The sequence below is a fragment of the Isoptericola sp. NPDC055063 genome, from assembly GCF_053608125.1.
In genome coordinates this window covers 83,037-103,982 of sequence record NZ_JBSGUW010000017.1, presented here as the reverse complement: position 1 = coordinate 103,982, position 20,946 = coordinate 83,037, and the positions used below count along the sequence as shown (strand labels likewise).

The following is a 20,946-nucleotide window of genomic DNA, read 5'->3' as shown; positions in this document are numbered from 1 at the left end:
GCCCCACAAACAAAGAGCCGACCCCAAAAAGAGAGACACACCGCAAAAACCCCGCCAGAAAACGCCGCCGGGGAAAGCACGCGGGGGGCGTTTTCCCCGGGGCGCGGGTCGCCGACCGCCCGTACGAAGTCGGCGGGCCCGCCCGGCAGCCCCGCGGCGAGCTCGCGGCACAGGTCCTGGGCCACGCCGAGCCCCACGACACCCTTGAGCAGCCCCTCCGCCCAGGAGGACGGGGCGGTGCGGGCGTCGAAGTCGGCGAGCGCGCCGTCGAAGGGCGCCATGACCGCCGCGGGGGCGCCGTCGACCAGCGCGAGCAGCCGCTCCTGGCGACCCAGCGCCTCACCGGCCGCCGCCGCCAGGGTCTGACGGGTGGCGAGGTCCGGCGCGTCCACCGAGCGGCTCGCCAGCAGCCCGAACGCCGCCAGCTCCGTATAGCCGGCCAGCCCGACGAGCGTCGTGAGGGTCGGGTCGGGGGCGCTCCGCTGCTCGTTCACCGGCCCAGGATAGGTGCGCCCGCGCGGTCCGCCCCGGCGTGTCCCGCGCCGCACAATGCCGGGGGCGGGCGCGGTCGCGTACCATGGAGGCGTACTTCGGTTGCCCGGTCGTCACGCCATGGGTCTTCATGCACTGACTCGACCGCAGCGGCCCGGCGGAATCTCCGCCGAGCCTGAGCGACGTTCTTCCGCGATCGGCTGCCGACCACCTCGGCGCTCCTTGCGACCCGACGAGTGTGACCTGAACGGTGCGGCCCGTCGACGGACCCGCCCCGCACGGGAACCCCTCGGTCCGCGCGCGCCGACGAGCAGACGAAGGTACCCGTGACCACGACCGACCCCGCCGCCACCGCGGCCCCCGAGGCTCCCGCCACCGGCGAGCCCGACTACTCCACCCCCGCCGCCATCCAGGCGCAGGACGTCTCGTTCGCCGACTTCGGGGTGCGCCCCGAGATCGTGGAGGCCCTGCGCGAGTCCGGCATCACCCACCCGTTCCCCATCCAGGCGATGACGCTGCCGGTCGCCCTGCAGGGGCACGACATCATCGGCCAGGCGAAGACCGGCACGGGCAAGACCCTCGGCTTCGGTGTGCCGCTGCTGCACCGCGTCGTCGCGCCGGGCGAGCCCGGCTACGACGAGCTGCCGGCCCCCGGCAAGCCGCAGGCGCTCGTCGTCGCGCCGACGCGCGAGCTCGCGGTCCAGGTCGCGAACGACCTCGCCACCGCGTCGAAGAAGCGCTCCGTCCGCATCGCGCAGATCTACGGCGGGCGGGCCTACGAGCCGCAGATCGAGATGCTCAACAGGGGCGTCGAGGTCGTCGTCGGCACGCCCGGCCGCATGGTCGACCTGCTGAACCAGGGCCACCTCAACCTCACCCGCGCGGCCACGGTCGTGCTCGACGAGGCCGACGAGATGCTCGACCTGGGCTTCCTGCCCGACGTCGAGAAGATCCTCGCCCGCACGCCGGCCGTGCGGCACACCATGCTGTTCAGCGCGACGATGCCCGGCCCGGTCGTCTCGATGGCGCGCCGCTACATGTCGCAGCCGACGCACATCCGCGCCGCCGACCCCGACGACGAGGGCGCGACCGTGAAGAACACCCGCCAGGTGGTCTACCGCGCCCACGCGCTGGACAAGGTCGAGGTGCTCGCCCGCCTGCTGCAGGCCGAGGGCCGCGGCCGCACCATCGTGTTCGCGCGCACCAAGCGCACGGCCGCAAAGGTCTCCGACGACCTGCGCGACCGCGGGTTCGCCGCCGGCGCTATCCACGGCGACCTCGGCCAGGGCGCCCGCGAGCAGGCGCTGCGCGCGTTCCGCCACGGCCACATCGACGTCCTCGTCGCGACCGACGTCGCCGCGCGCGGCATCGACGTCGACGACGTCACGCACGTCGTCAACTACCAGTGCCCCGAGGACGAGCGCACCTACCTGCACCGCATCGGCCGCACCGGCCGCGCGGGCAAGCAGGGCACCGCGGTGACGTTCGTCGACTGGGACGACGTCCCCCGCTGGCAGCTCATCGACCGCACGCTCGACCTCGGCTTCCCGGAGCCCGTCGAGACGTACTCGAGCTCCCCGCACCTGTTCACCGACCTCGGCATCCCCGAGGGCACGAAGGGCCGGCTGCCGAAGGACAAGCAGCAGCTCGGCGGCCTGGACGCCGAGGAGCTCGAGGACCTCGGCGAGACGGGCAAGCGCACCAGCTCGTCCGGCCAGCGCGACGGCCACCGCGGCGGGCGTGACGGGGGCCCCCGCGACGGCGGTTCGCGCTCCGGCTCGCGCTCCGGCCAGGGCTCGCGCTCCGGCCAGGGCTCGCGCTCCGGCGGCGAGCGCGCCGAGGGCACGGCGTCCGACGCCGGCGAGCAGCGCGACGGCGAGCAGCGCCGTCGCCGCACCCGCAACCGTCGCCGCACCCGCGGCGGCCGCCCGGTCGAGGGCGGGTCGCCCGCCCCGCAGGCGCCGTCGGAGGGCTGACCTCCGGGTCCGACCACCGGCACGCATCGAGCGTGCTGACGTGTTCCTCAGAACGCCGTGGAGAGGATCAGGTCAGCACGCTCGATGCATGTCCGGGGCGGGCCGTACCGTGCAGGCATGCGTCTGACGTTCTCGGCACCGCTGTGGCGGTGGCAGGTCCGCACGGACTCGTCGTGGTGGTTCGTCACGGTGCCGCCGGAGGAGTCCGACACGCTCGCCGAGCTGCCGCTGCCCCCGCGGGGCTTCGGGTCGATCAAGGTGATCGCGACGATCGGCGCCACCACCTGGTCGACGTCGGTGTTCCCCAGCGACGAGCAGCAGGGCTACATCCTGCCGATGAAGAAGTCCGTGCGCCTGGCCGAGGGCATCGAGCCCGGCTCCACGGTGCGCGTCACCCTGGAGCCCGTCGGGCTCTGAGCCCCGCCCCCTGAGCGCCGACCAGGCGGTTGCTGCCGGCATGAGCCGCGATCCGCGCGCATTCCGGGAGCAACCGCCTGGTCGGCACGGGCCGGGGGCATCGACAGGTCAGCGGACGATCTCGTCCCGCCCCGCGAACCAGGCGGCCACGCCCTGCACGAGCGACGCCCCGACGAGCAGCGCCAGGGGCAGCGTCCAGGAGCCGGTGGCGTCGTGCGCGACGCCGAGGCCGAGCGGGCCGCACGCCGCGAGCACGTAGCCGGCGCTCTGCGCCATGCCCGACAGCTCCGAGGTACGGGTCGCGTTCTCGGTGCGCAGCGCCATGAGGGTGAGCGCCAGCGCGATGCCGCCGCCCTGCCCGAGGCCCAGCAGCACCACCCAGAGCACGGCGGCGTCCGGCGCGAGGATCAGGCCCAGCAGGCCCGTGGTGATGAGCGCGACGATGACGACGCCGATCGCCCGCTGCCGGCGCATGCGACCGGCGAGCACCGGCGCGACGAACGACCCGACGATGCCCAGCAGGTTGGTCAGCGCGAGGAGCCAGCCGCCCACGGCGACGCTCCGGCCGGACGCGACGAAGATCTCCGGCAGCCAGGCGTTGACCGCGTAGAACGACAGCGACTGCGTGCCCATGAGCACCGTCACCGCCCAGGCGAGCGGGCTGCGCCAGACGGACCGCACGGCGTCGGCGGCCGTCGCGCCGACCGGCCGCAGCGGCGCGGCAGCGCGGCTCCCGGCGCGCAGCGCCCGCGGCGCCCACACCGCCGCGCCGACGACGGCGAGCAGGCCCCAGGAGGCGAGCGTCGCCCGCCAGTCCATCCCGGTGGCGGTGGCCAGCGGCACGGTGAGCCCGGCGGCCAGCGCGGCCCCGCCCGACAGCGCCATCGAGTAGAGCCCGGTCATGAGCCCCACGCGGTCGGCGAAGTCGCGCTTGATCAGCGCCGGGAGCAGCACGTTGCCGAGGCCGATGGCGCACCCGACGGCCAGCGTGCCCACCAGCAGGGTGCCGAGACCGGGCACGAGGCGCAGGGCGAAGCCCGCGCAGAGCAGCAGCAGGCTGCCGAACAGCGCCCGCTCCAGGCCGACGCGGCGGGCCAGGAGGGGCGCCACCGGGGCGAGCAGGCCGAAGCACAGCACGGGGAGCGTCGTGAGGACGCCGCCGGCGGTGGCGCTGAGGCCCTCCTCCGCGAGGATCTCGCCCAGGAGCGGGGAGACTGCGACGACGCCGGGCCGCAGGTTGAGCGCGGCCAGGACGATGGCGAGGACGGCGCCCGCGCCGAGCGGTCGGCGCAGGATCATGCGTCCTCCCCCTGCGTCGGCTCGACCAGGTGCGCACGGACCGCGGCCATGGTGGTCTCGACGGCGCGCTCGGCGGCCGCGGCGTCCCCGGCGGCGACGGCCTCCACCACCTCGCGGTGGCCGGGAACGTCGCGGTGGTGGCGCCCGTGCGCGTCCGTGGCGAGGGTGCGCACCAGCACGTGGTCGATCCCGTCGTAGAGCTCGGCGAGCAGCGCGTTGCCCGCCGACCGGACCAGCTCCGCGTGGAACGCGACGTCGGCGGCGCGGAACGCCTGCTCGTCCCCGGCCCGCGCGGCCTCCTCCTGGACGGCCAGCGCGCCGCGGAGCGCGGCCAGCGCGTCGTCGTCGTGCCGCGACGCCGCGATCCGGGCGGCCCCGCGCTCGAGGACGGAGCGCACGTCGAGCACCTGCAGCGCGTCGGAGGTGCGCGCCCGGCGGCCGATGGCGGCGTCGAGCCCGCTGGCGGCGCGCACGTACGTGCCGTCGCCGCGGCGCGGCTCGAGGATGCCCGCGTGCTCGAGGGCGCGCACGGCCTCGCGCACCGTGTTGCGCCCGACGCCGAGCCGGGCGACGAGCTCCGGCTCGGCGGGGATCCGCGAGCCGACGGGCCACTCGCCGCGCTCGACGAGGTCGGTCAGGTGCTCGACGACGAGCTCGGACACCTTGCGGGGCGGGGAGATCGGGGGGACGTCAGACTCAGGCACCGAAAGAGCCTAACATCCCATGTTTGCCTCAGCCGGCCTGAGCCATGCGGACGAACTCCGTGATCGCCGTCGCGATCCCCTGCACCGCGATCGCGGCCAGGAGCAGGCCGGCGATGCGCGTCACCAGCGTCACGCCGGAGTCCTTGAGCACCCGGTGGATGACGTTCGCGAACCGCATCGACAGGTACAGGCACACGTGCACCAGCACGATCGCCACCGCGATGGCGACCAGCTGCGGCGCGCCGCCGGTGTCCGACACCCGCGTCTGCTGGACGAAGACCATCGTCGCGACGATCGCTCCCGGCCCGGCCAGCAGCGGCGTGCCGAGCGGCACCATCGCCACGTTGACGCCCTTGTTGCCCGACGGCGATGGCTCCTCCATCTTGCCGGTCAGCAGCTCCATCGCGACGAACAGAAGCAGGAGGCCGCCGGACGCCTGCAGCGCCGGCAGCGAGATGCCCATGTAGTGCAGCACCTGCTGGCCGAACACCGCGAAGACGACGATGACGCCGAACGCGACGAGGATCGCCTGACGCGCGGCACGGTTGCGCTGCTTCGCGCCCATCGCTGACGTCAGGCCCAGGAAGACCGGCACCGTGCCGGGCGGGTCCATGATGACGAACAGGGTGACGAACACCTCGGTGAACAACGCGGTGTCCAGGACCGCGCTCACTGTCGCACCGCGTTCATGGTCGGATCACGTCCAGCAGACCTCGTTCCTCGATCGTTGCGAGCACCTCGGGAGCGGTGGTGTGCTCCCCGATGCGGTTGAGCTTGCCGGTGCCGTGGTAGTCGCTGGAGCCCGTGGCGAGCAGGCCGAGCTCCGTCGTCAGGCCGCGCAGCCGGGCGCGCGCCTCGCCGTCGTGGTCCCGGTGGTCGACCTCGAGCCCCGCGAGCCCGGCGGCGGCGAGGTCGGCGATCGTCGCGTCGCTCACCGTGCGGCCGCGCGCGCCCGCCGCGGGGTGGGCCATCACGGGCACGCCTCCGGCGCCGAGCACCGCCCGCACGGCGTCCGTCGTGTCGGGGGCGTAGTGCGGCACGTAGTAGCGCGCCCCCGGGTGCAGGACGGTCGCGAACGCCTCGTCGCGCGACCCGACGACACCCGCGGCGACCAGCGCGTCCGCGAGGTGCGGGCGCCCCACCGTGGCGCCGTCGCCCGTCTGCGCGACGACGTCGTCCCAGGTCACCGGGAAGTCCTCGGCCAGCAGGTCCGTCATCCGGCGGGCGCGGGTGAGCCGGTCGGTGCGCGTGCGGTCCCACTCGGCTCGCAGCACGGCGTCGTCCGGGTCGTGCAGGTACGACAGCAGGTGCACGCTGACGCCCCCCGCCTCCGTCCGCACGCGCGTGGAGATCTCGGTGCCCCGCACCAGCGCCACGCCCGTCGCGGCCACGGCCTGGGCGGCCTCGGCCCACCCGGCGGTCGTGTCGTGGTCGGTCAGCGCGACGACGTCCAGCCCCGCCGCGGCCGCCGCCTCGAGCACCCCCCGCGGGGAGTCCGTGCCGTCAGAGGCCCGCGAGTGCGTGTGGAGGTCGATCCGGGGCGGCGTCACGATCACCGAGTCTAAGGAGCCGGACGGGCCCGCACCCGCGATCCGTGACCTCCCGCGGTGCGACGTCGGCCACTCCCGTGCCGCCCCGACGCGTGAAGGAGGCGACACAACCTCTCCACCCCGCCCGCCGCAGCCGCACCCCGCTCGCCCGAACGGGCACGGCACGATCGTCGTCGATGGATCTCCTCAGCGCCGACGTCGCCACCCCGCCCGCACTGCCCGCACTGCCCGCATCGGCCGACCTGTCCGCTCCTCCGGCCCGGACCCCCGGCACCGCCGGGATCATCTTCGTGCACGGCATGCGCACGTCGTCCGCGATCTGGGAGCGCCAGGTGGAGCACGTGCGCGACGCCGGGCACGACGCCGTCGCCGTCGACCTGCCCGCCCACGGCACGCGCCACCACGAGCGGTTCTCCATGCCGCGCGCCTTCGAGGTCCTGGACGAGGCCGCCGCGTCGTTCGGCGCGGGCACGCCGGTCGTCGTCGTCGGGCTCTCGCTCGGCGGGTATACCTCGCTCGCGTGGGCCGCGCACCAGGCGACCAGCGCCGCCACCCCGTCGCTGGCCGGCGTCGTCGCCGCGGGCTGCACCTCGGACCCGAAGGGCAAGCCCGTCGCCCTCTTCCGCGACGTCGCGCACCTGGCCGTCACCGGCACCACGGCCGTGCGCCGCGGCCTGCGCGACGCCTCGCTGGCCTGGCGCGCCGCGATCACGGGAGGCGCGTCGCGCGCCGGCGGCATGGAGATCGCCGCCCTGCTGGGCGACGCCGGCGGCGTGCCGCGCCCCGGCTGGGACATCGTCACCGACGCCCTCACCCACCTCGCCGGCCGCTCCTCCGTGGCCAGCACCCGCGCCCTGCGCGTGCCCGTGTGGTTCGTCAACGGCGCCCGCGACCGGATGCGGCTCGAGGAGTCGCGGCACGTCGCCGCCGCCGACCGCGGCGCCCTCGTCGTCGTGCCTGACGCCGGACACGACGTGAACTCCGATGCCCCCGAGGCCTTCAACCGCGTCCTCACCCGCGCCCTGCACGACTTCGCGCGCGCCTGACCGGTGGGACACTAGGACCATGACCGACACCACCCCCGTCGACGAGTCCGCGCCCAGCACCGAGGACCGCGGCAGCAACCGTTCCCAGCGCCCCGTCTCGGAGGCGTTCAAGTCGTTCATCACCTCGCAGTGGGGCGAGCGCGCCGACCTCGGCGTCGAGCCCGGCGAGGCCGTGCCCTACACGGCGGAGCGCCGCGCGAAGCTGTCCGCGCGCTTCCCCGGCGCGCGGCTCGTCGTCCCCGCCGGCCCGCTCAAGGTGCGCTCCAACGACACCGACTACCGGTTCCGGCCGCACTCCGCGTTCGCGCACCTCACCGGCCTCGGCACCGACCAGGAGCCCGACGCCGTGCTCGTGCTGCACCCGGTGGCCGACGGCGAGGGCGACCCCGACGGCAGCGGCAACGGCACGCACCACCACGCCGTGCTGTACGTGCGCCCGCTCGCCGCGCGCGACACCGAGGAGTTCTACGCCGACTCCCGCTACGGCGAGTTCTGGGTGGGCGCCCGGCCGTCGCTGGACGACGTCACGACGCTCACCGGCGTCGAGGCCCGCCACGTCGACGAGCTGCGCGACGCGCTCGCCAAGGACGTCGGGGCCGACGGCGTGCGCGTGCTCGTCGTGACCGGCGCGGACGAGAACGTCGAGGCGCTCGTCGAGGCCATCCGCGAGGAGGCCGGCGTCCAGGCCGGGTCCGAGGACGAGCAGCTGGTCGAGGCCACCTCCGAGCTGCGCCTCGTCAAGGACGCCCTGGAGATCGAGCACCTGCGCGAGGCCGTGGCCCGCACCATCGAGGGCTTCGAGCAGGTCGTGCCGGCGCTGCCGAAGGCCGTGGCGCACCGCCGCGGCGAGCGCGTCATCGAGACGACGTTCGACGCGCACGCCCGCCTCGAGGGCAACACCGTCGGCTACGAGACCATCGCTGCGGCCGGCGAGCACGCCACGACGCTGCACTGGATCACCAACGACGGCGTCGTCCGGTCCGGCGAGCTCGTGCTGCTGGACGCCGGCGTCGAGGTCGACTCCCTCTACACCGCCGACGTCACGCGCACCCTGCCCGTGGACGGCGAGTTCACCGACGTGCAGCGCCGCATCTACACCGCGGTGCTCGACGCCGCCGACGCCGCGTTCGCCGTCGCGAAGCCGGGGACGAAGTTCCGCGACATCCACGCCGCCGCGATGGAGGTCATCGCCGCCCGCCTGGAGGAGTGGGGCCTGCTGCCCGAGGGCGTCACCGCCGAGGTCTCCCTCTCCCCCGAGGGTCAGCAGCACCGCCGTTGGATGGTGCACGGCACCAGCCACCACCTCGGCCTGGACGTGCACGACTGCGCCCAGGCGCGTCGGGAGCTCTACCTGGACGGCGTGCTGGAGCCCGGCATGGTGTTCACCATCGAGCCGGGCCTGTACTTCAAGGCCGACGACCTCGCCGTGCCCGAGGAGTACCGCGGCATCGGCGTGCGCATCGAGGACGACGTCCTCGTCACCGCCGACGGCAACGAGAACCTCTCCGCCGCCCTCCCCCGCCGCCCCGAGGACGTCGAGGCCTGGATGGCGCGCCTGCGCGGCTGATCCTCGATCTGTTCGGCAGCGGGTGGATCTCCTCGGCAGGTGTGACCGCCGAAGAGATCCAGCCGCTGCCGAACAGATGACCTCCGTCCACAGGGCGCCGCCGGAGGGCGGGTCGATGCGGCACGCTCGTCGGCATGTTCGACGACGAAGCGGTGATCCTGGCGGGCGAGCTGCAGCGGCACGTCCTGGACCAGGCGCGCCGGGACGGTGAGCTCGAGCGGCTCCGTCGAGGCGCCTACCGGCCGACGGAGCCGCCCTGGGACGAGCACCGGTTCCACGCCGCACGACGGCGGGCCCGCGCGCTCGCCGCGGCCGCGCACCGGCAGCTGGAGGCGGACCACGTCTTCAGCCACGAGACGGCCGCCGTGCTCCACGGCCTCCGGCTGTGGCGCGTCCCCACCGTGACGCACGTCGTCCAGGCGTACCGGCGCTCCGGGGCCGCCGCCGCCGACCTCAGGCGGCACCTCCTCGCCCTGCCCGGCGAGCACCGCGCCGACCGGGACGGCCTGCCCGTCACGACCCTCGCGCGCACGGTGGCGGACTGCGCGCGGTCGATGCACCCTCTCGAGGGGCTGGTGATCGCCGACGACGCGCTGGCCCAGGGCGTCGACCTGCAGGAGTGCCGCGACGTCCTCGCGTCGACGCGACGGCGCAACGGCGCGCGCCGTGCCGCGTGGGTCCTGGACCATGCGGACGCCGGCGCCGACTCCGCCTGGGAGACCTGGCTCCGGTACGTGGCGCTCAGGTCCGGGCTGCCCCGGCCGATCACGCAGGCGCCGGTCGTCACCGCGCGTGGCGTGTTCCACTGCGACCTGGGGTGGCCGGACTGGTCGGTGTACGCCGAGTTCGACGGGCTGTCGAAGTACCGCGACGGCGGCGTGCGACCCGGCCACGACGCCGCACAGGAGCTGCTGCGGGAGAAGGAGCGTTTCGACGCCATCCGCGCCACGGGCGTCAACCCCGTGCGGGTGACCGCGGTCGGGAACGCCCGGCTCGGGGAGGTCGCGCGAGCCCTGGCCGCGCGGTTCCCGGAGGAGCTCCGTCGGACGCTCCGGCGGCACCCGCTGCTGCCGCCACCGCCGTGAGCTCCGATCTTTTCGGCAGCCCCTTGATCTGATCGGCAGACCCACCTGCCGATCAGATCAGGGGGCTGCCGAACAGATCCGCGCGGGGCAGGTCAAGGCTGCGCGGGTCAGGGCTGGGGCGGGCGGTACGGGTCGTCGTGCTCCGACGGCTTCTGCTCCGCGCCGTCCGGCTGCTCCGTCGCCTGCGGCTCCGCCGCCTGGGTGGGCGGGGCCGGCTGTTCCGGGGACTGCGGAGCCTGCGCCGGCTGATCCGGGCGCATGGCGCCGTATCGCGGGGCGCCGCTGGGGGTGGTCCAGCGCGGGTCGGGGGTGCGCGGGGCGGCGGGGGCGGCCGGCGGGGTCGCCGTCGGCGAGGCGGGGACGGTCACGGCCGGGGCCGCCACGGTCGAGCCGCGACGCGCCTTGCCCAGCCCGCCCGGGGACTGCAGCAGCATGGCGCGGGCGTCGCCGGCGTGCTCCGTGGCGCAGAGGATGGCGTAGGTGGACGCGACGATCTGCGACGACGACGTGAAGTCACGCCGTCCACCCGTCAGCGCGTACGACAGCACCGAGAACAGCAGGCCGAACCCGGCGCCGAGGCCGATGGCGACGAACAGCACGCCACCCGCGCTCGGACCGCCGAAGAGGCTCAGGAGCAGGCCGACGAAGAAGCCGAACCAGGCGCCGGAGAGCGCGCCCGCGAGCGCGACCCGGCCGTAGGTGAGCCGCCCGGTGACCCGCTCGACCATCCGCAGGTCGGTGCCGACGATGGTGACGTGCTCGACGGCGAACTTGTGGTCCGACAGGTAGTCGACGGCCTGCTGGGCCTCGAGGTACGTGTCGTACGCGGCGACCTCGTCACCGGCCGGCGGGGTCGGGACGCGGGGCACGGCGTTCGGGCGGCTGAAGCTCATTCGCCCAGTCTGGCCCAGTCGGGGCCCCGGCACCACACCGCGTGCCCCCTACCAGGACCGACGGGGCGGCCCCGCGTAGGCTGACCGACGTGAGCGCGGCAACGAGGGTCTTCGTGGCACGGCTCGCCGGCACCCAGGTCTTCGACCCGATCGGGGACGAGGTGGGGCGGGTGCGCGACGCCGTCGTGCTGATCCGCGCGAAGGGCGCGCCCCGCGCCGTCGGGCTGGTCGTCGAGGTCCCGGGCCGGCGACGCGTCTTCCTCCCGCTGACCCGCGTGACGGCGATCGACGCGGGCCAGGTGATCTCCACCGGCCTGCTCAACATGCGCCGGTTCGAGCAGCGGGCGATGGAGTCGCTGGTGCTGGGCGAGCTGCTGGACCGCACGGTGCGGTTCACGGACGGCTCGGGCGAGGCGACGGTCGAGGACCTGTCGATCACGCGGCAACGCACCGGCGACTGGCTGGTGGACCAGCTCTTCGTGCGCCGCAAGCAGCCCTCTCGCGGGCTGTCGCTGCGCCGCCGCGGGGAGACGCTCGTCGTGCCGGCCGACGCCGTCACCGGGCTGGCCGGGTCCACCGAGGAGCAGGGCGCCACCAAGCTGCTGGAGGCGTACGAGGACCTGCGCCCCGCGGACCTGGCGGACGTGCTGCACGAGCTCGGCGACACGCGCCGCCTGGAGGTGGCGAGCGCGCTGGACGACGAGCGGCTGGCCGACGTCCTGGAGGAGCTGCCGGAGGACGACCAGGTCTCGATCGTGTCCCGCCTGGACTCGGGGCGCGCGGCCGACGTGCTCGAGGCGATGCAGCCCGACGACGCGGCCGACCTGCTGAACGAGCTGCCCGACGAGCAGGCCACCCGCCTCCTGGAGCTGATGGAGCCGGAGGAGGCGAAGGACGTGCGCCGGCTGCTGTCCTACGACGAGGACACGGCGGGCGGCCTCATGACCACGGAGCCGGTGATCCTCGGCCCGGAGACGTCGATCGCGACGGCCCTCGCGCAGATCCGCAAGCAAGACCTGCCGCCGGCGCTGGCGTCGATGGTGTTCGTGGTCCGGCCGCCGCTGGAGACGCCCACGGGCCGGTTCCTCGGCGTCGCGCACTTCCAGCGGCTGCTGCGCGAGCCCCCGCACGCGTCGGTGGGCTCGGTGCTGGACACGGACACGGAGTGGCTGACGCCGGACGCCCCGGTGGGCCGGGTGACGCGCCTGCTGGCGGCCTACGACCTGCTCGCGCTGCCCGTGCTCGACGCCGAGAAGCGGCTGCTGGGCGCGGTGTCCGTGGACGACGTGCTGGACCACATCCTCCCGGACGACTGGCGCGAGCACATCGACGAGAACCTGGAGGAGGTGCCGCGTGGCTGACCGCCTCGACCAGCCGAAGGAGGCGCGGCGCACCCTCATCCCGCGCCCGCAGATGGACCAGGACGCGGTGGGCCGCGCCACGGAGGGCATCGCCCGCTTCCTCGGCACGCCGCGGTTCCTCATCTACCTCACCGTGTTCTGCGCGGTGTGGCTGGCGTGGAACTCGTGGGGGCCGGAGGGGCTGCGGTTCGACAGCGCCTCGAACGGGTTCACGGCGCTGACCCTCATGCTCTCGCTGCAGGCGAGCTACGCGGCACCCCTGATCCTGCTGGCGCAGAACCGGCAGGACGACCGCGACCGCGTCACCGCGGAGCAGGACCGGCAGCGCTCCGAGCGCAACCTCGCGGACACGGAGTACCTGGCCCGCGAGATGGCGGCGCTGCGGATCGCGCTGGGCGAGGTCGCGACGCGCGACTTCGTCCGGTCGGAGATCCGGAACCTGCTCGAGGAGCTTGACGAGAAGGAGTCGGAGCGCACGCGGGACGCCTCGTCGTCCTGACCCGCTAGTCTCCCGGTGCACGGGTCGGGCGTGCGGTGGATCGGACGGACCCCAGGGGGGCGCGTGGCGCGGCAGGTGGTGCTGGTGAACGGGCTGCCCGGCGCGGGCAAGACGACGCTCGCCGCCCCGCTCGCGGCCCGGCTCGGCGCTCCCCTCCTGGCCAAGGACGCCGTCAAGGAGGCCCTGGCGGACGCCGTCGGCCCGGAGGCCCGCGGCCTGGTCGGCGCCGCGGCGATGGAGGCGGCGTGGCGGCTGGCCTCCGCGCCCCTGCCGCGGGTCGTCGTCGAGTCGTGGTGGTTCCGCCCCCGGGACCTGGACCACGCGCTGCGCGGCCTGGCCACGGCGGGCGCGGACGCCGTCGTCGAGGTCTGGTGCGACGTGCCGGCCGACGTCGCGCGCGCACGGTTCGACGCCCGCGCCCCCTCCCGGCACCCCGTGCACGCGGACGGCCGCGACCTGACCGCCGACTGGGCGCGGTGGGCCGAGCACGGCGCTCCCCTCGCCCTCGGCCCCGTGCTGCGCGTGGACACGCGCGGCCCGGTGGACGTCGCCGCGCTCGCGCAGCGCGTCACCGCCGCCCTCGGTCGTGACCCACGACGCACCGGCGCCGCCGCCCGCCGCGCCTAGGATCGAGGCATGACCACCGGCTCCCCCGACGGCCCCCGACCGCTGAGCGACCGCGTCCGCACCGCCCTCACGTCGGTGGTCGACCCGGAGATCCGCCGCCCCATCACCGACCTCGGCATGGTCCGCTCGGTCGACGTGGCCGGCGGCGGCCACGTGACGGTGGGCGTCGACCTCACGGTGGCGGGCTGCCCCATGAAGAGCACGCTGGTGCGCGACGTCACCGCCGCGGTCGAGGCGCTCGACGACGTGACGGGCGTGGACGTGCAGCTCGGCGTCATGACCCCGGAGCAGCGGCAGTCCCTGCGCTCCATGCTGCGCGGCGGCGCGGGCGACCCGGTGATCCCGTTCGCCCAGCCCGGCTCGCTGACCAAGGTGTACGCGATCGCGTCCGGCAAGGGCGGCGTGGGCAAGTCGAGCGTGACGGCCAACCTCGCGGCGGCGATGGCGGCCGACGGGCTCAGCGTGGGCGTCGTCGACGCCGACATCTACGGCTTCTCCATCCCCCGCATGCTCGGCGTGGACCGCCAGCCCACCCGCGTGGACTCCATGCTGCTGCCGCCCATCGAGCACGGCGTGAAGGTCGTGTCGATCGGGATGTTCGTGCCCGCGGGGCAGCCGGTCGTGTGGCGCGGGCCGATGCTGCACCGCGCGCTGGAGCAGTTCCTCGCGGACGTGTTCTGGGGCGACCTCGACGTGCTGCTGCTCGACCTGCCCCCCGGCACCGGCGACATCGCCATCTCCGTGGCGCAGCTGCTGCCCGGCAGCGAGATCGTCGTCGTGACGACGCCGCAGGCCGCAGCGGCGGAGGTCGCGGAGCGCGCCGGGTCGATCGCCACGCAGACGTCGCAGGGCGTGGTGGGCGTCGTGGAGAACATGTCGTGGTTGGAGCAGCCGGACGGGACGCGCCTCGAGGTGTTCGGCTCGGGCGGTGGGCAGCGGGTCGCGGACCGGCTGGGCGCGACGCTCGGCACGACCGTGCCGCTGCTCGGCCAGGTGCCGCTGGACGTCGCGGTCCGCGCCGCGGGCGACGACGGCACCCCCGTGGTGCTCAGCGACCCCGACTCCGCCGGCGCGCGCGTGCTGCGCGACGTGGCCCAGGCGCTGGCCGGGCGGTCCCGCGGGCTCGCCGGCATGCGGCTGAACCTCAGCCCCGTCACGGGCTGACGCGCGATACCCTCCCCCGGGCGCCTCGCCGGCGCCCGCCCCCGTCTGTGTCTGTACCGCCTGCGAAGGAGCTGTCCTGCGATGAGCGCGCCCGAGTGGCTCGAGTCCTGGTCCGACGACGAGGGAGCGAAGCGAGTGCGCGACCTGTTCGCGCGCGTCTTCGCGGACGACGGCGGCGAGCCCGACGGCGTCTGGTCGGCCCCCGGCCGCGTCAACCTCATCGGCGAGCACACCGACTACAACGGCGGCCTGGCCCTGCCGACGGCGCTGCCGCACCGCACCTACGTGGCGCTGCGGCACCGGGACGACGACGTCGTCCGCCTCGGCTCCGCGCAGGCGCCGGGCGAGGTCTGGTCGACGCGGCTGGCCGACGTCGCCCCGGGCGCCGTGACCGGCTGGGGCGCGTACCTCGCCGGGGTCGCGTGGGCGCTCGGCGAGGCGGGCCACCCCGTCCGCGGCTTCGATGCCGTCGTGGACTCGTGCGTGCCCTTCGGCGCGGGGCTCTCCTCGTCCGCCGCCCTCGAGTGCGCGGTCGCCGTCGCGCTCGACGAGACCGGCGGGCTGGGCCTCGCGGGCGACGACGCCGGCCGGGCGACGCTCGTGGAGGCGTGCGTGCGCGCGGAGAACGAGATCGCGGGCGCCCCGACGGGCGGCATGGACCAGGCGGCCTCGCTGCGCTGCACGGCCGGGCACGCCCTGCTCGTCGACTCCCGCCCCGGGCTGTCGGCGCTGGAGTCGGGGACGCCGGTGCCCTTCGACCTGGCGTCCGCGGGCCTCACGCTGCTCGTCGTCGACACGCGGGCCGAGCACGCCCTCGTCGACGGCCAGTACGCCGAGCGGCGCGCCACCTGCGAGCGCGCGGCCGGGCTGCTCGGCGTCGCGACCCTGCGCGACGTGGACCCGGGACGGCTCGACGAGACGCTCGCCGCCCTCGAGCCGCACGACCCCGACGGCGTGCTGCGCCGGCGCGTGCAGCACGTGGTCACGGAGATCGAGCGCACGGCGCTCTTCCGCGACCTCGTCACCGACGGCCGCGTCGCCGAGGTCGGGCCGCTGATGGTCGCCTCCCACACCTCGCTGCGGGACGACTACGAGGTCTCCGCCCGCGAGCTGGACCTCGTCGTGGACGCCGCGCTCGGCGCCGGCGCGCTGGGTGCCCGCATGACCGGCGGAGGCTTCGGGGGCTCCGCGATCGCGCTCGTGCGCGCGGGCGACGTCGACACGGTCGTCGCGGCGGTCCAGCGCGCGTTCGACGACGCCGGGCTGCGCACACCCGGCTTCCTGCTCGCGCCGCCGTCGGCCCCCGCGGGCCGCACCGCCTGACGACCCGCTCCTCCTCGCTCAGCGGTGTCCCCTGGTCTCGGCCCGGGATGCCGGTGACGCGGGCACCTGCCTACGGTGCCCGGACGGGACACCCCGGCACGACGGCGCCGGAGCCTCCGGGCGGACCGCCGCCGTCGGAGACGTTCGAGGAGGAGCGATGGCAGCACGCACCACGATGCGCCGCGTCGGCGCGGCGGCACTCACGGCACTGGTCGCCGCCGGGACCGCGCTCGGCGCGACCGCCGGCGGCGGGGACCAGGGCGAGGACGGCGACCGCGGGCAGGTCGGCCGGCACGGTGGACACGGCGGCGGGCACGGGAAGGACCGGGCGCGGAACGTCATCGTGCTCCAGGGCGACGGCATGGGGCTGGCCGCCCGCGAGCTGATCCGCGTCGCGACGGTGGGCAAGGACGGCCACCTCGTCATGGACTCGCTCGACGAGGCGGGCTGGACCGCCACCGACTCCGCCGACCTCGAGGACGCGGTGACCGACTCCGCCGCGGGCGCGACGGCGTTCGCCACGGGGGTCCGCACGTTCAACGGCGGCGTCGGCGTCGACGCGGACGGCAACCGGGTGCCCACCCTGCTCGAGGACGCGCGCCGGGCCGGCAAGGCCACCGGCCTCGTCTCCACGGCGCAGATCACCGACGCGAGCCCGGCGGCGTTCGGCGCGCACGTGACCGACCGGTACGACCAGAGCGAGATCGCGCGGCAGTACCTGGAGGAGTCGAAGCCCGACGTCCTGCTGGGCGGCGGCGAGGACTTCTGGTACCCGGAGGGCGACCCCGGCGCGTGGCCGGACAACCCCGCCGAGGACCCCGAGGAGCAGAGCAAGGGCACGAAGGGCAACCTGGTCGAGCGCGCCCAGGAGCTCGGGTACACGTACGTGAGCGACGCCGAGGGCCTCGCCGACGCGAACGGGCGCCGCCTGCTCGGCCTGTTCGCGAACGAGGAGATGTTCCAGCAGGCGAACGAGGGCGAGGGCGACGTCTACTCCCCCGAGGTGCCGCTGGTCGACATGGCCGCCAAGGCGCTCGACGTGCTCCAGCGCGACCGCGACGGGTTCTTCCTGTTCCTCGAGGAGGAGGCGATCGACGAGTTCGCCCACCAGAGCAACGCCACGCGCACCATCCAGGCGGGCCGGTCGCTCGACGAGACCGTCGCCCTCGCCCTGGACTTCCAGGAGAAGCACAGGGACACGCTGATCCTCGTGGTCGGCGACCACGCCACGGGCGGCCTCGCGATCGAGAACGTCGACCCCGACGACGAGTCCGGCGCGGGCCAGACCGGCGAGGACGGGCCGTTCCCCGTCCCGGGCACCGACCTGGAGTTCTCCGTCGACTGGACCACCGGCGGGCACACCGGGGAGGCCACGCCGATCACCGCCCAGGGGCCCGGCGCCGAGGGGCTCTCCGGGCCGCAGCTCAACACCGACGTGCACGACGCCGTGCAGCGGGCGATGTTCCCCCGCGGCCACCGCTGACCCGTTGTGGGGGGGGGTTTTTGGGGGGGGTTGGGGGGAAAAAAGGGGAAAAAAAAAACAAAAAAAAGGGACAAAGGGAGGGGGGTGGGGGAGGGGGGGGGCCTACCCCACGGGGACAGGGGGGGGGGGGGGGGGGGGGGGGTTGGGGCCGGGGAAAAAAAAAAAAAAAACCCAACCCCCCCCCCCACAACCGTGCTACAGGTCGTAGGTGGCGACGACGGCGGCGTGGTCGGACCAGCGCTCCTCGTAGGTGGGGGCGCGGTCGACCTCCACCTTGACGGCGCGGGCCGCGAGCGCCGGGTTCGCGAGCTGGTAGTCGATGCGCCAGCCGCGGTCGTTGACGTACGACTGCCCGCGCCACGACCACCAGGTGAACGGGCCGGGGCCCTCGCCGCCGTGCTCCCGACCGAGGTCGGCCCAGCCGAGCTCGGTCGTCCAGCGGTCGACGTAGGCCCGCTCCTGCGGCAGGAAGCCGGCGTTCTTGAGGTTGCCCTTCCAGTTCGCGATGTCGACGTTGCGGTGGGCGATGTTGAGGTCGCCGGCGACCACGGCGGGGTGCTCGGCCCCGGCGAGCTCGGCGAGGCGCGCGGTGACCTTGTCCAGGTGCGCGTACTTGGCGACCATCGTGTGCTCCTGTCCCGGGCTGGTGGACCCGGAGTGCAGGTAGGCGGAGACAGCGGTGAGCAGGCCACCGCCGGGCAGCTCGACGTCGGCCTCGACCCAGCGGCCGGTGTCGACGGGCGGTTCGGGCTCGCCGTCGGGCCCGTGCGCGGCGAGGCCCGTCCGCACGGCGTGCAGGGGCAGGCGGGACGCGACCGCGACGCCTGCGCGCCCCTTGATCTCGCTCGGCAGGTGCGCCACGTGCCAGCCGTCGAGGTACTCGTGGACCAGCTCGTCGGGGGCGCGCACCTCCTGCAGCAGCAGGACGTCGGGGGTGCGGGCGGCGATCCAGGCGTCCATGTTGCGGCGGAAGGCGGCACGGATGCCGTTGACGTTGGCGGTGGCGACGGTCAGCAAGAAGATCTCTCCCGGAGGGTGACGGGGACGGCGGCCCCGATCCTCGCACGTCCTACCGACGACGCGGGCGGTCCGTGTCGTCACCTCGCCATGGTCGTCCGACGGGCCAGCCGCTGCCAGGTCGCGACGACCCCCGCGGTGACCCCGAGCTCGACCGCGAGCGCGCCCGCGTGGGTCCCCACCGCCCTCTCCGCGGCGGCGTAGGCGTCGGGGTCGACGAGCAGGCGTGCCGCGTACTCGTCGGCCTGCCGCTCGTCCCGGGCGTCCCCGTGCTCGTCGCCGGTCGGGCGGTGGCCGTACCAGGCGTGCCCGAGCTCGTGGGCGAGCGTGGACCGCTGTTGCGCCTCGTCGAGCCAGGCGTTGAGGACGATGACGCCGTCGTCGACGAGGAGGAGCCCACGGAGATGCTCCCCGAGCGCCCTGTCCCACACGACGGCCAGCCCGCGCCGGTCGGCCAGCTCGATCAGCTCCGGCAACGCCTTCACCGGTCAGTCGCCCCTCTGCCCCTGCTCGTCGAAGATCGACGTCTCGTCGTGGTGCGCGACGGCGCGCAGGTTGCCGACGGCGCCCAGGGCGGTGGGCGGTCCGTCGGCGGCGGCGAGCGAGGCGGCCTCCTCGGCGCGGCGCACGAGGTCGGTGAGCTCGAGCCCGAGCATGCGGGCGATCCGCCAGACGTCGGCGACCGTCGCCGAGCCGGTCCCGCTCGACCGTTCGATGCGCCCGAGGGTGGAGACGGAGATGTCGACGCGCCCGGCGAGATCCACGCGGGTCCAGCCCCGCTTCGTCCGCCAGGCCCGGACCTCGTTGCCGAGGGCGTGCAGGAAGTCCGCCTCCGAGTAGCGCGTATCACCCATGACCGGAAACCTACCTCGCGTGGTTCAAATGCACCAGATATGACATGCCCAACCATTGACGATGGTCATATCTGACCTCTAGCGTTTCTGGCGTGGCACACGGCCGGACGAGCGCCGTGTCGTGCCATGACCGATCGCTCGAGACAGCGAGCGCCGGGTGACGGTGCCGCGCGACCGCCCACCACCCGACGACCGACACACCCAGACCAGGACGACGAAAGGTCCCGATGAAACTGCACACCTCTCCTCGCGCCGCCGTTGCCGGCACGCTCACGCTGGCGTTGCTCGGGCTCGGAACCACGGCGGCCGCCGCGGAAGACCCACCGGGGGTCGACGACACGCCCGACGCGACAGCCGCGCTCGTCGCCAAGGTCGCCCCCGGCGACCGCCACGTGGTCGACGTCGAGGCCCGGGGCGGCGTCGCGCGGGCCTCGAGCGCTGCGGGGACCACGACGGTCCCGCTCGACGGTGGCGCGCCGATCGTCCTCGAGAGCCGCGACGCCGCGGTCCCCCGGCTCGAGGTGAACCTGCCCGAGAACCTCGCGCTCCGCGACGGCGCCGTGGCGGACGACGGCACCGTCGTGTTCCGGTCGCACGACGGAGGGGCCGACGTCGCCGTGCAGAGCCTCGACGACGGCTCCGCCCGCGTGCAGACGATCACGTCCAGCCCCGAGGGGCCGCACGAGTTCACCTACACGTTCGGCGACGACATCGTGCTGTCCCCGAACGGCGACGGCACGATCGAGCTCCTCGCCCCGCTCGACGGAGGTGGCGCCATCTCCCGGGGCACGATCGACCGCCCGTGGGCCGCAGACGCGAACGGCCGGCCGGTCGACACCCACTACACGGTCGTGGGCGACTCGCTCGTCCAGACCGTCCGCCCCGACACCGAGACCACCTACCCGGTCGTCGCCGACCCCCGCGTGGAGCGTGGCTTCGGGACCACCACGATCCGGTTCTCCAAGAAGGAGACCCGCACGCTCCGGGACGGCGCGACCGCGGGGCTGCTCGCGGCGTGGCTCCCGTTCCCCGCCGGCGCGATCATCGCCACCGCGTCCTACCTCGTCCGGCGGCAGGCGAAGTCCGCCGCGGCGCAGGGCAAGTGCGTGAAGATCGTCGTCTACGGGTGGCCACCCAGCACCTTTACCTGGTGGCCCCACACCTACTCCGGCGGCTACTGCAAGTGAACGGAGCGACCACGTGATCCTGGCCGTCCTCGGAGGACTGCTCTCGGCATTCCTGATGGCCTACGCGCGCGCCGCGCGGCGCTGGTACTGGTACCTGCTCTCCGCCGCCGTCGCCGTTCCCGCGCTCCTCGCCACGGCGTCCCGAGGGACCGATGCCGCCACGGCCGTGTTCCTCGCTCTCGTGGTCGCCGGAGCGTGGGTTCCCGAAGGTGCGTTCGCCGGCAGGCCTGGCCGGAGCTCGTCCGCCCCGGAGGACACCGGCCCGAACCACTAGCCCACCAACCCCGGCCGCAGACGGGCGGGGGGGGGGGGGGGGGAGGCGAGCAGGCGCCGGCGGTGGGACCACCAAACAGCAGCCAGCGGACCACACACAAAGACACACTAATTCCCCACATTATAATA

The 20,946-nt window shown here is 74.7% G+C and carries 22 protein-coding genes; 13 read left to right on the top strand and 9 right to left on the bottom strand.

The window, feature by feature from the left end; translation table 11 throughout:
* Positions 1–494: ferritin-like fold-containing protein (locus ACWF41_RS19220; RefSeq protein ID WP_452183069.1), on the bottom strand; the 494-nt coding region annotated here is incomplete at its 3' end.
* A gap of 324 nt (positions 495–818) precedes the next feature.
* On the opposite strand from ACWF41_RS19220, the gene ACWF41_RS19215 reads away from it, so the two are divergent.
* The gene (locus tag ACWF41_RS19215) at positions 819–2,468 is read left to right on the top strand and encodes a DEAD/DEAH box helicase (protein ID WP_380322599.1); all 1,650 of its coding nucleotides are present in this window, start codon (positions 819–821) and stop codon (positions 2,466–2,468) included.
* Between the two features lie 117 nt (positions 2,469–2,585).
* On the top strand, positions 2,586–2,885 hold the full coding sequence (locus ACWF41_RS19210) for a DUF1905 domain-containing protein (RefSeq protein WP_380322602.1): 300 nt from the start codon (positions 2,586–2,588) through the stop codon (positions 2,883–2,885).
* A gap of 108 nt (positions 2,886–2,993) precedes the next feature.
* Here the strand turns inward: ACWF41_RS19210 and ACWF41_RS19205 are convergent, their stop codons facing one another.
* From ACWF41_RS19205 to ACWF41_RS19190, 4 genes are read right to left on the bottom strand one after another with little or no spacing between them, the layout of a single operon-like run.
* Positions 2,994–4,184 carry a CynX/NimT family MFS transporter gene (locus ACWF41_RS19205; protein ID WP_380322605.1) on the bottom strand — a complete coding sequence of 397 codons (1,191 nt, stop codon included), beginning with the start codon at positions 4,182–4,184 and terminating at the stop codon, positions 2,994–2,996.
* The gene (locus ACWF41_RS19200; RefSeq protein ID WP_380322608.1) at positions 4,181–4,888 is read right to left on the bottom strand and encodes a FadR/GntR family transcriptional regulator; all 708 of its coding nucleotides are present in this window, start codon (positions 4,886–4,888) and stop codon (positions 4,181–4,183) included. The genes ACWF41_RS19205 and ACWF41_RS19200 overlap by 4 nt, the downstream gene beginning before the upstream one ends.
* Before the next feature lie 28 nt (positions 4,889–4,916).
* A complete protein-coding gene (locus ACWF41_RS19195) occupies positions 4,917–5,561 on the bottom strand; it encodes a MarC family protein (protein WP_380322611.1) in 645 nt (214 codons plus the stop codon).
* Between the two features lie 13 nt (positions 5,562–5,574).
* Entirely contained in the window at positions 5,575–6,438 is an 864-nt protein-coding gene (locus ACWF41_RS19190) for a PHP domain-containing protein (RefSeq protein ID WP_380322614.1), read from the bottom strand.
* A gap of 176 nt (positions 6,439–6,614) precedes the next feature.
* Between ACWF41_RS19190 and ACWF41_RS19185 the strand changes: the two genes are divergently transcribed.
* The 3 genes from ACWF41_RS19185 to ACWF41_RS19175 all read left to right on the top strand — a co-directional run bounded on the left by ACWF41_RS19185 (position 6,615) and on the right by ACWF41_RS19175 (position 10,136).
* A complete protein-coding gene (locus ACWF41_RS19185) occupies positions 6,615–7,484 on the top strand; it encodes an alpha/beta fold hydrolase (RefSeq protein WP_380322617.1) in 870 nt (289 codons plus the stop codon).
* Positions 7,485–7,503: 19 nt separating this feature from the next.
* Positions 7,504–9,051 (top strand): aminopeptidase P family protein, encoded by a 1,548-nt coding sequence (locus ACWF41_RS19180; protein ID WP_380322620.1) that lies wholly within the window; start codon positions 7,504–7,506, stop codon positions 9,049–9,051.
* A 134-nt stretch (positions 9,052–9,185) separates the two neighbouring features.
* Entirely contained in the window at positions 9,186–10,136 is a 951-nt protein-coding gene (locus ACWF41_RS19175) for a type IV toxin-antitoxin system AbiEi family antitoxin domain-containing protein (protein ID WP_380322623.1), read from the top strand.
* 107 nt (positions 10,137–10,243) lie between these two features.
* Here the strand turns inward: ACWF41_RS19175 and ACWF41_RS19170 are convergent, their stop codons facing one another.
* Positions 10,244–11,029 carry a general stress protein gene (locus ACWF41_RS19170; protein WP_380322626.1) on the bottom strand — a complete coding sequence of 262 codons (786 nt, stop codon included), beginning with the start codon at positions 11,027–11,029 and terminating at the stop codon, positions 10,244–10,246.
* Between the two features lie 89 nt (positions 11,030–11,118).
* On the opposite strand from ACWF41_RS19170, the gene ACWF41_RS19165 reads away from it, so the two are divergent.
* The 6 genes from ACWF41_RS19165 (at position 11,119) to ACWF41_RS19140 (ending at position 17,486) form a co-directional block, all read left to right on the top strand.
* Positions 11,119–12,390: a magnesium transporter MgtE N-terminal domain-containing protein gene (locus ACWF41_RS19165; protein WP_380322629.1), complete on the top strand. Its 1,272-nt coding sequence runs from the start codon at positions 11,119–11,121 to the stop codon at positions 12,388–12,390.
* Positions 12,383–12,889, top strand: coding sequence for a DUF1003 domain-containing protein (locus tag ACWF41_RS19160; protein ID WP_380322632.1), 507 nt, complete (start codon positions 12,383–12,385; stop codon positions 12,887–12,889). Before ACWF41_RS19165 ends, ACWF41_RS19160 begins: the two co-directional genes overlap by 8 nt.
* Before the next feature lie 63 nt (positions 12,890–12,952).
* Positions 12,953–13,516 (top strand): AAA family ATPase, encoded by a 564-nt coding sequence (locus ACWF41_RS19155; protein WP_380322635.1) that lies wholly within the window; start codon positions 12,953–12,955, stop codon positions 13,514–13,516.
* A 9-nt stretch (positions 13,517–13,525) separates the two neighbouring features.
* On the top strand, positions 13,526–14,680 hold the full coding sequence (locus tag ACWF41_RS19150) for a P-loop NTPase (RefSeq protein WP_380322637.1): 1,155 nt from the start codon (positions 13,526–13,528) through the stop codon (positions 14,678–14,680).
* Between the two features lie 81 nt (positions 14,681–14,761).
* Positions 14,762–16,003, top strand: coding sequence for a galactokinase (gene galK / locus ACWF41_RS19145; RefSeq protein ID WP_380322640.1), 1,242 nt, complete (start codon positions 14,762–14,764; stop codon positions 16,001–16,003).
* A 157-nt stretch (positions 16,004–16,160) separates the two neighbouring features.
* Entirely contained in the window at positions 16,161–17,486 is a 1,326-nt protein-coding gene (locus ACWF41_RS19140) for an alkaline phosphatase (protein WP_380322643.1), read from the top strand.
* 195 nt (positions 17,487–17,681) lie between these two features.
* Here ACWF41_RS19140 and ACWF41_RS19135 read toward each other — a convergent pair whose 3' ends face one another.
* The 3 genes from ACWF41_RS19135 to ACWF41_RS19125 form a co-directional block, all read right to left on the bottom strand.
* Positions 17,682–18,503 (bottom strand): exodeoxyribonuclease III, encoded by an 822-nt coding sequence (locus tag ACWF41_RS19135; RefSeq protein WP_380347036.1) that lies wholly within the window; start codon positions 18,501–18,503, stop codon positions 17,682–17,684.
* Between the two features lie 80 nt (positions 18,504–18,583).
* Entirely contained in the window at positions 18,584–18,979 is a 396-nt protein-coding gene (locus ACWF41_RS19130; RefSeq protein ID WP_380326970.1) for an ImmA/IrrE family metallo-endopeptidase, read from the bottom strand.
* A 12-nt stretch (positions 18,980–18,991) separates the two neighbouring features.
* Complete coding sequence (locus tag ACWF41_RS19125) at positions 18,992–19,357, bottom strand: helix-turn-helix domain-containing protein (protein ID WP_380326967.1); 366 nt, start codon at positions 19,355–19,357, stop codon at positions 18,992–18,994.
* Between the two features lie 227 nt (positions 19,358–19,584).
* On the opposite strand from ACWF41_RS19125, the gene ACWF41_RS19120 reads away from it, so the two are divergent.
* A complete protein-coding gene (locus tag ACWF41_RS19120) occupies positions 19,585–20,544 on the top strand; it encodes a hypothetical protein (RefSeq protein WP_380326964.1) in 960 nt (319 codons plus the stop codon).
* A gap of 13 nt (positions 20,545–20,557) precedes the next feature.
* Positions 20,558–20,818, top strand: a complete 261-nt coding sequence (locus ACWF41_RS19115) for a hypothetical protein (protein ID WP_380326961.1) — start codon at positions 20,558–20,560, stop codon at positions 20,816–20,818.
* Positions 20,819–20,946: the final 128 nt, after the last annotated feature.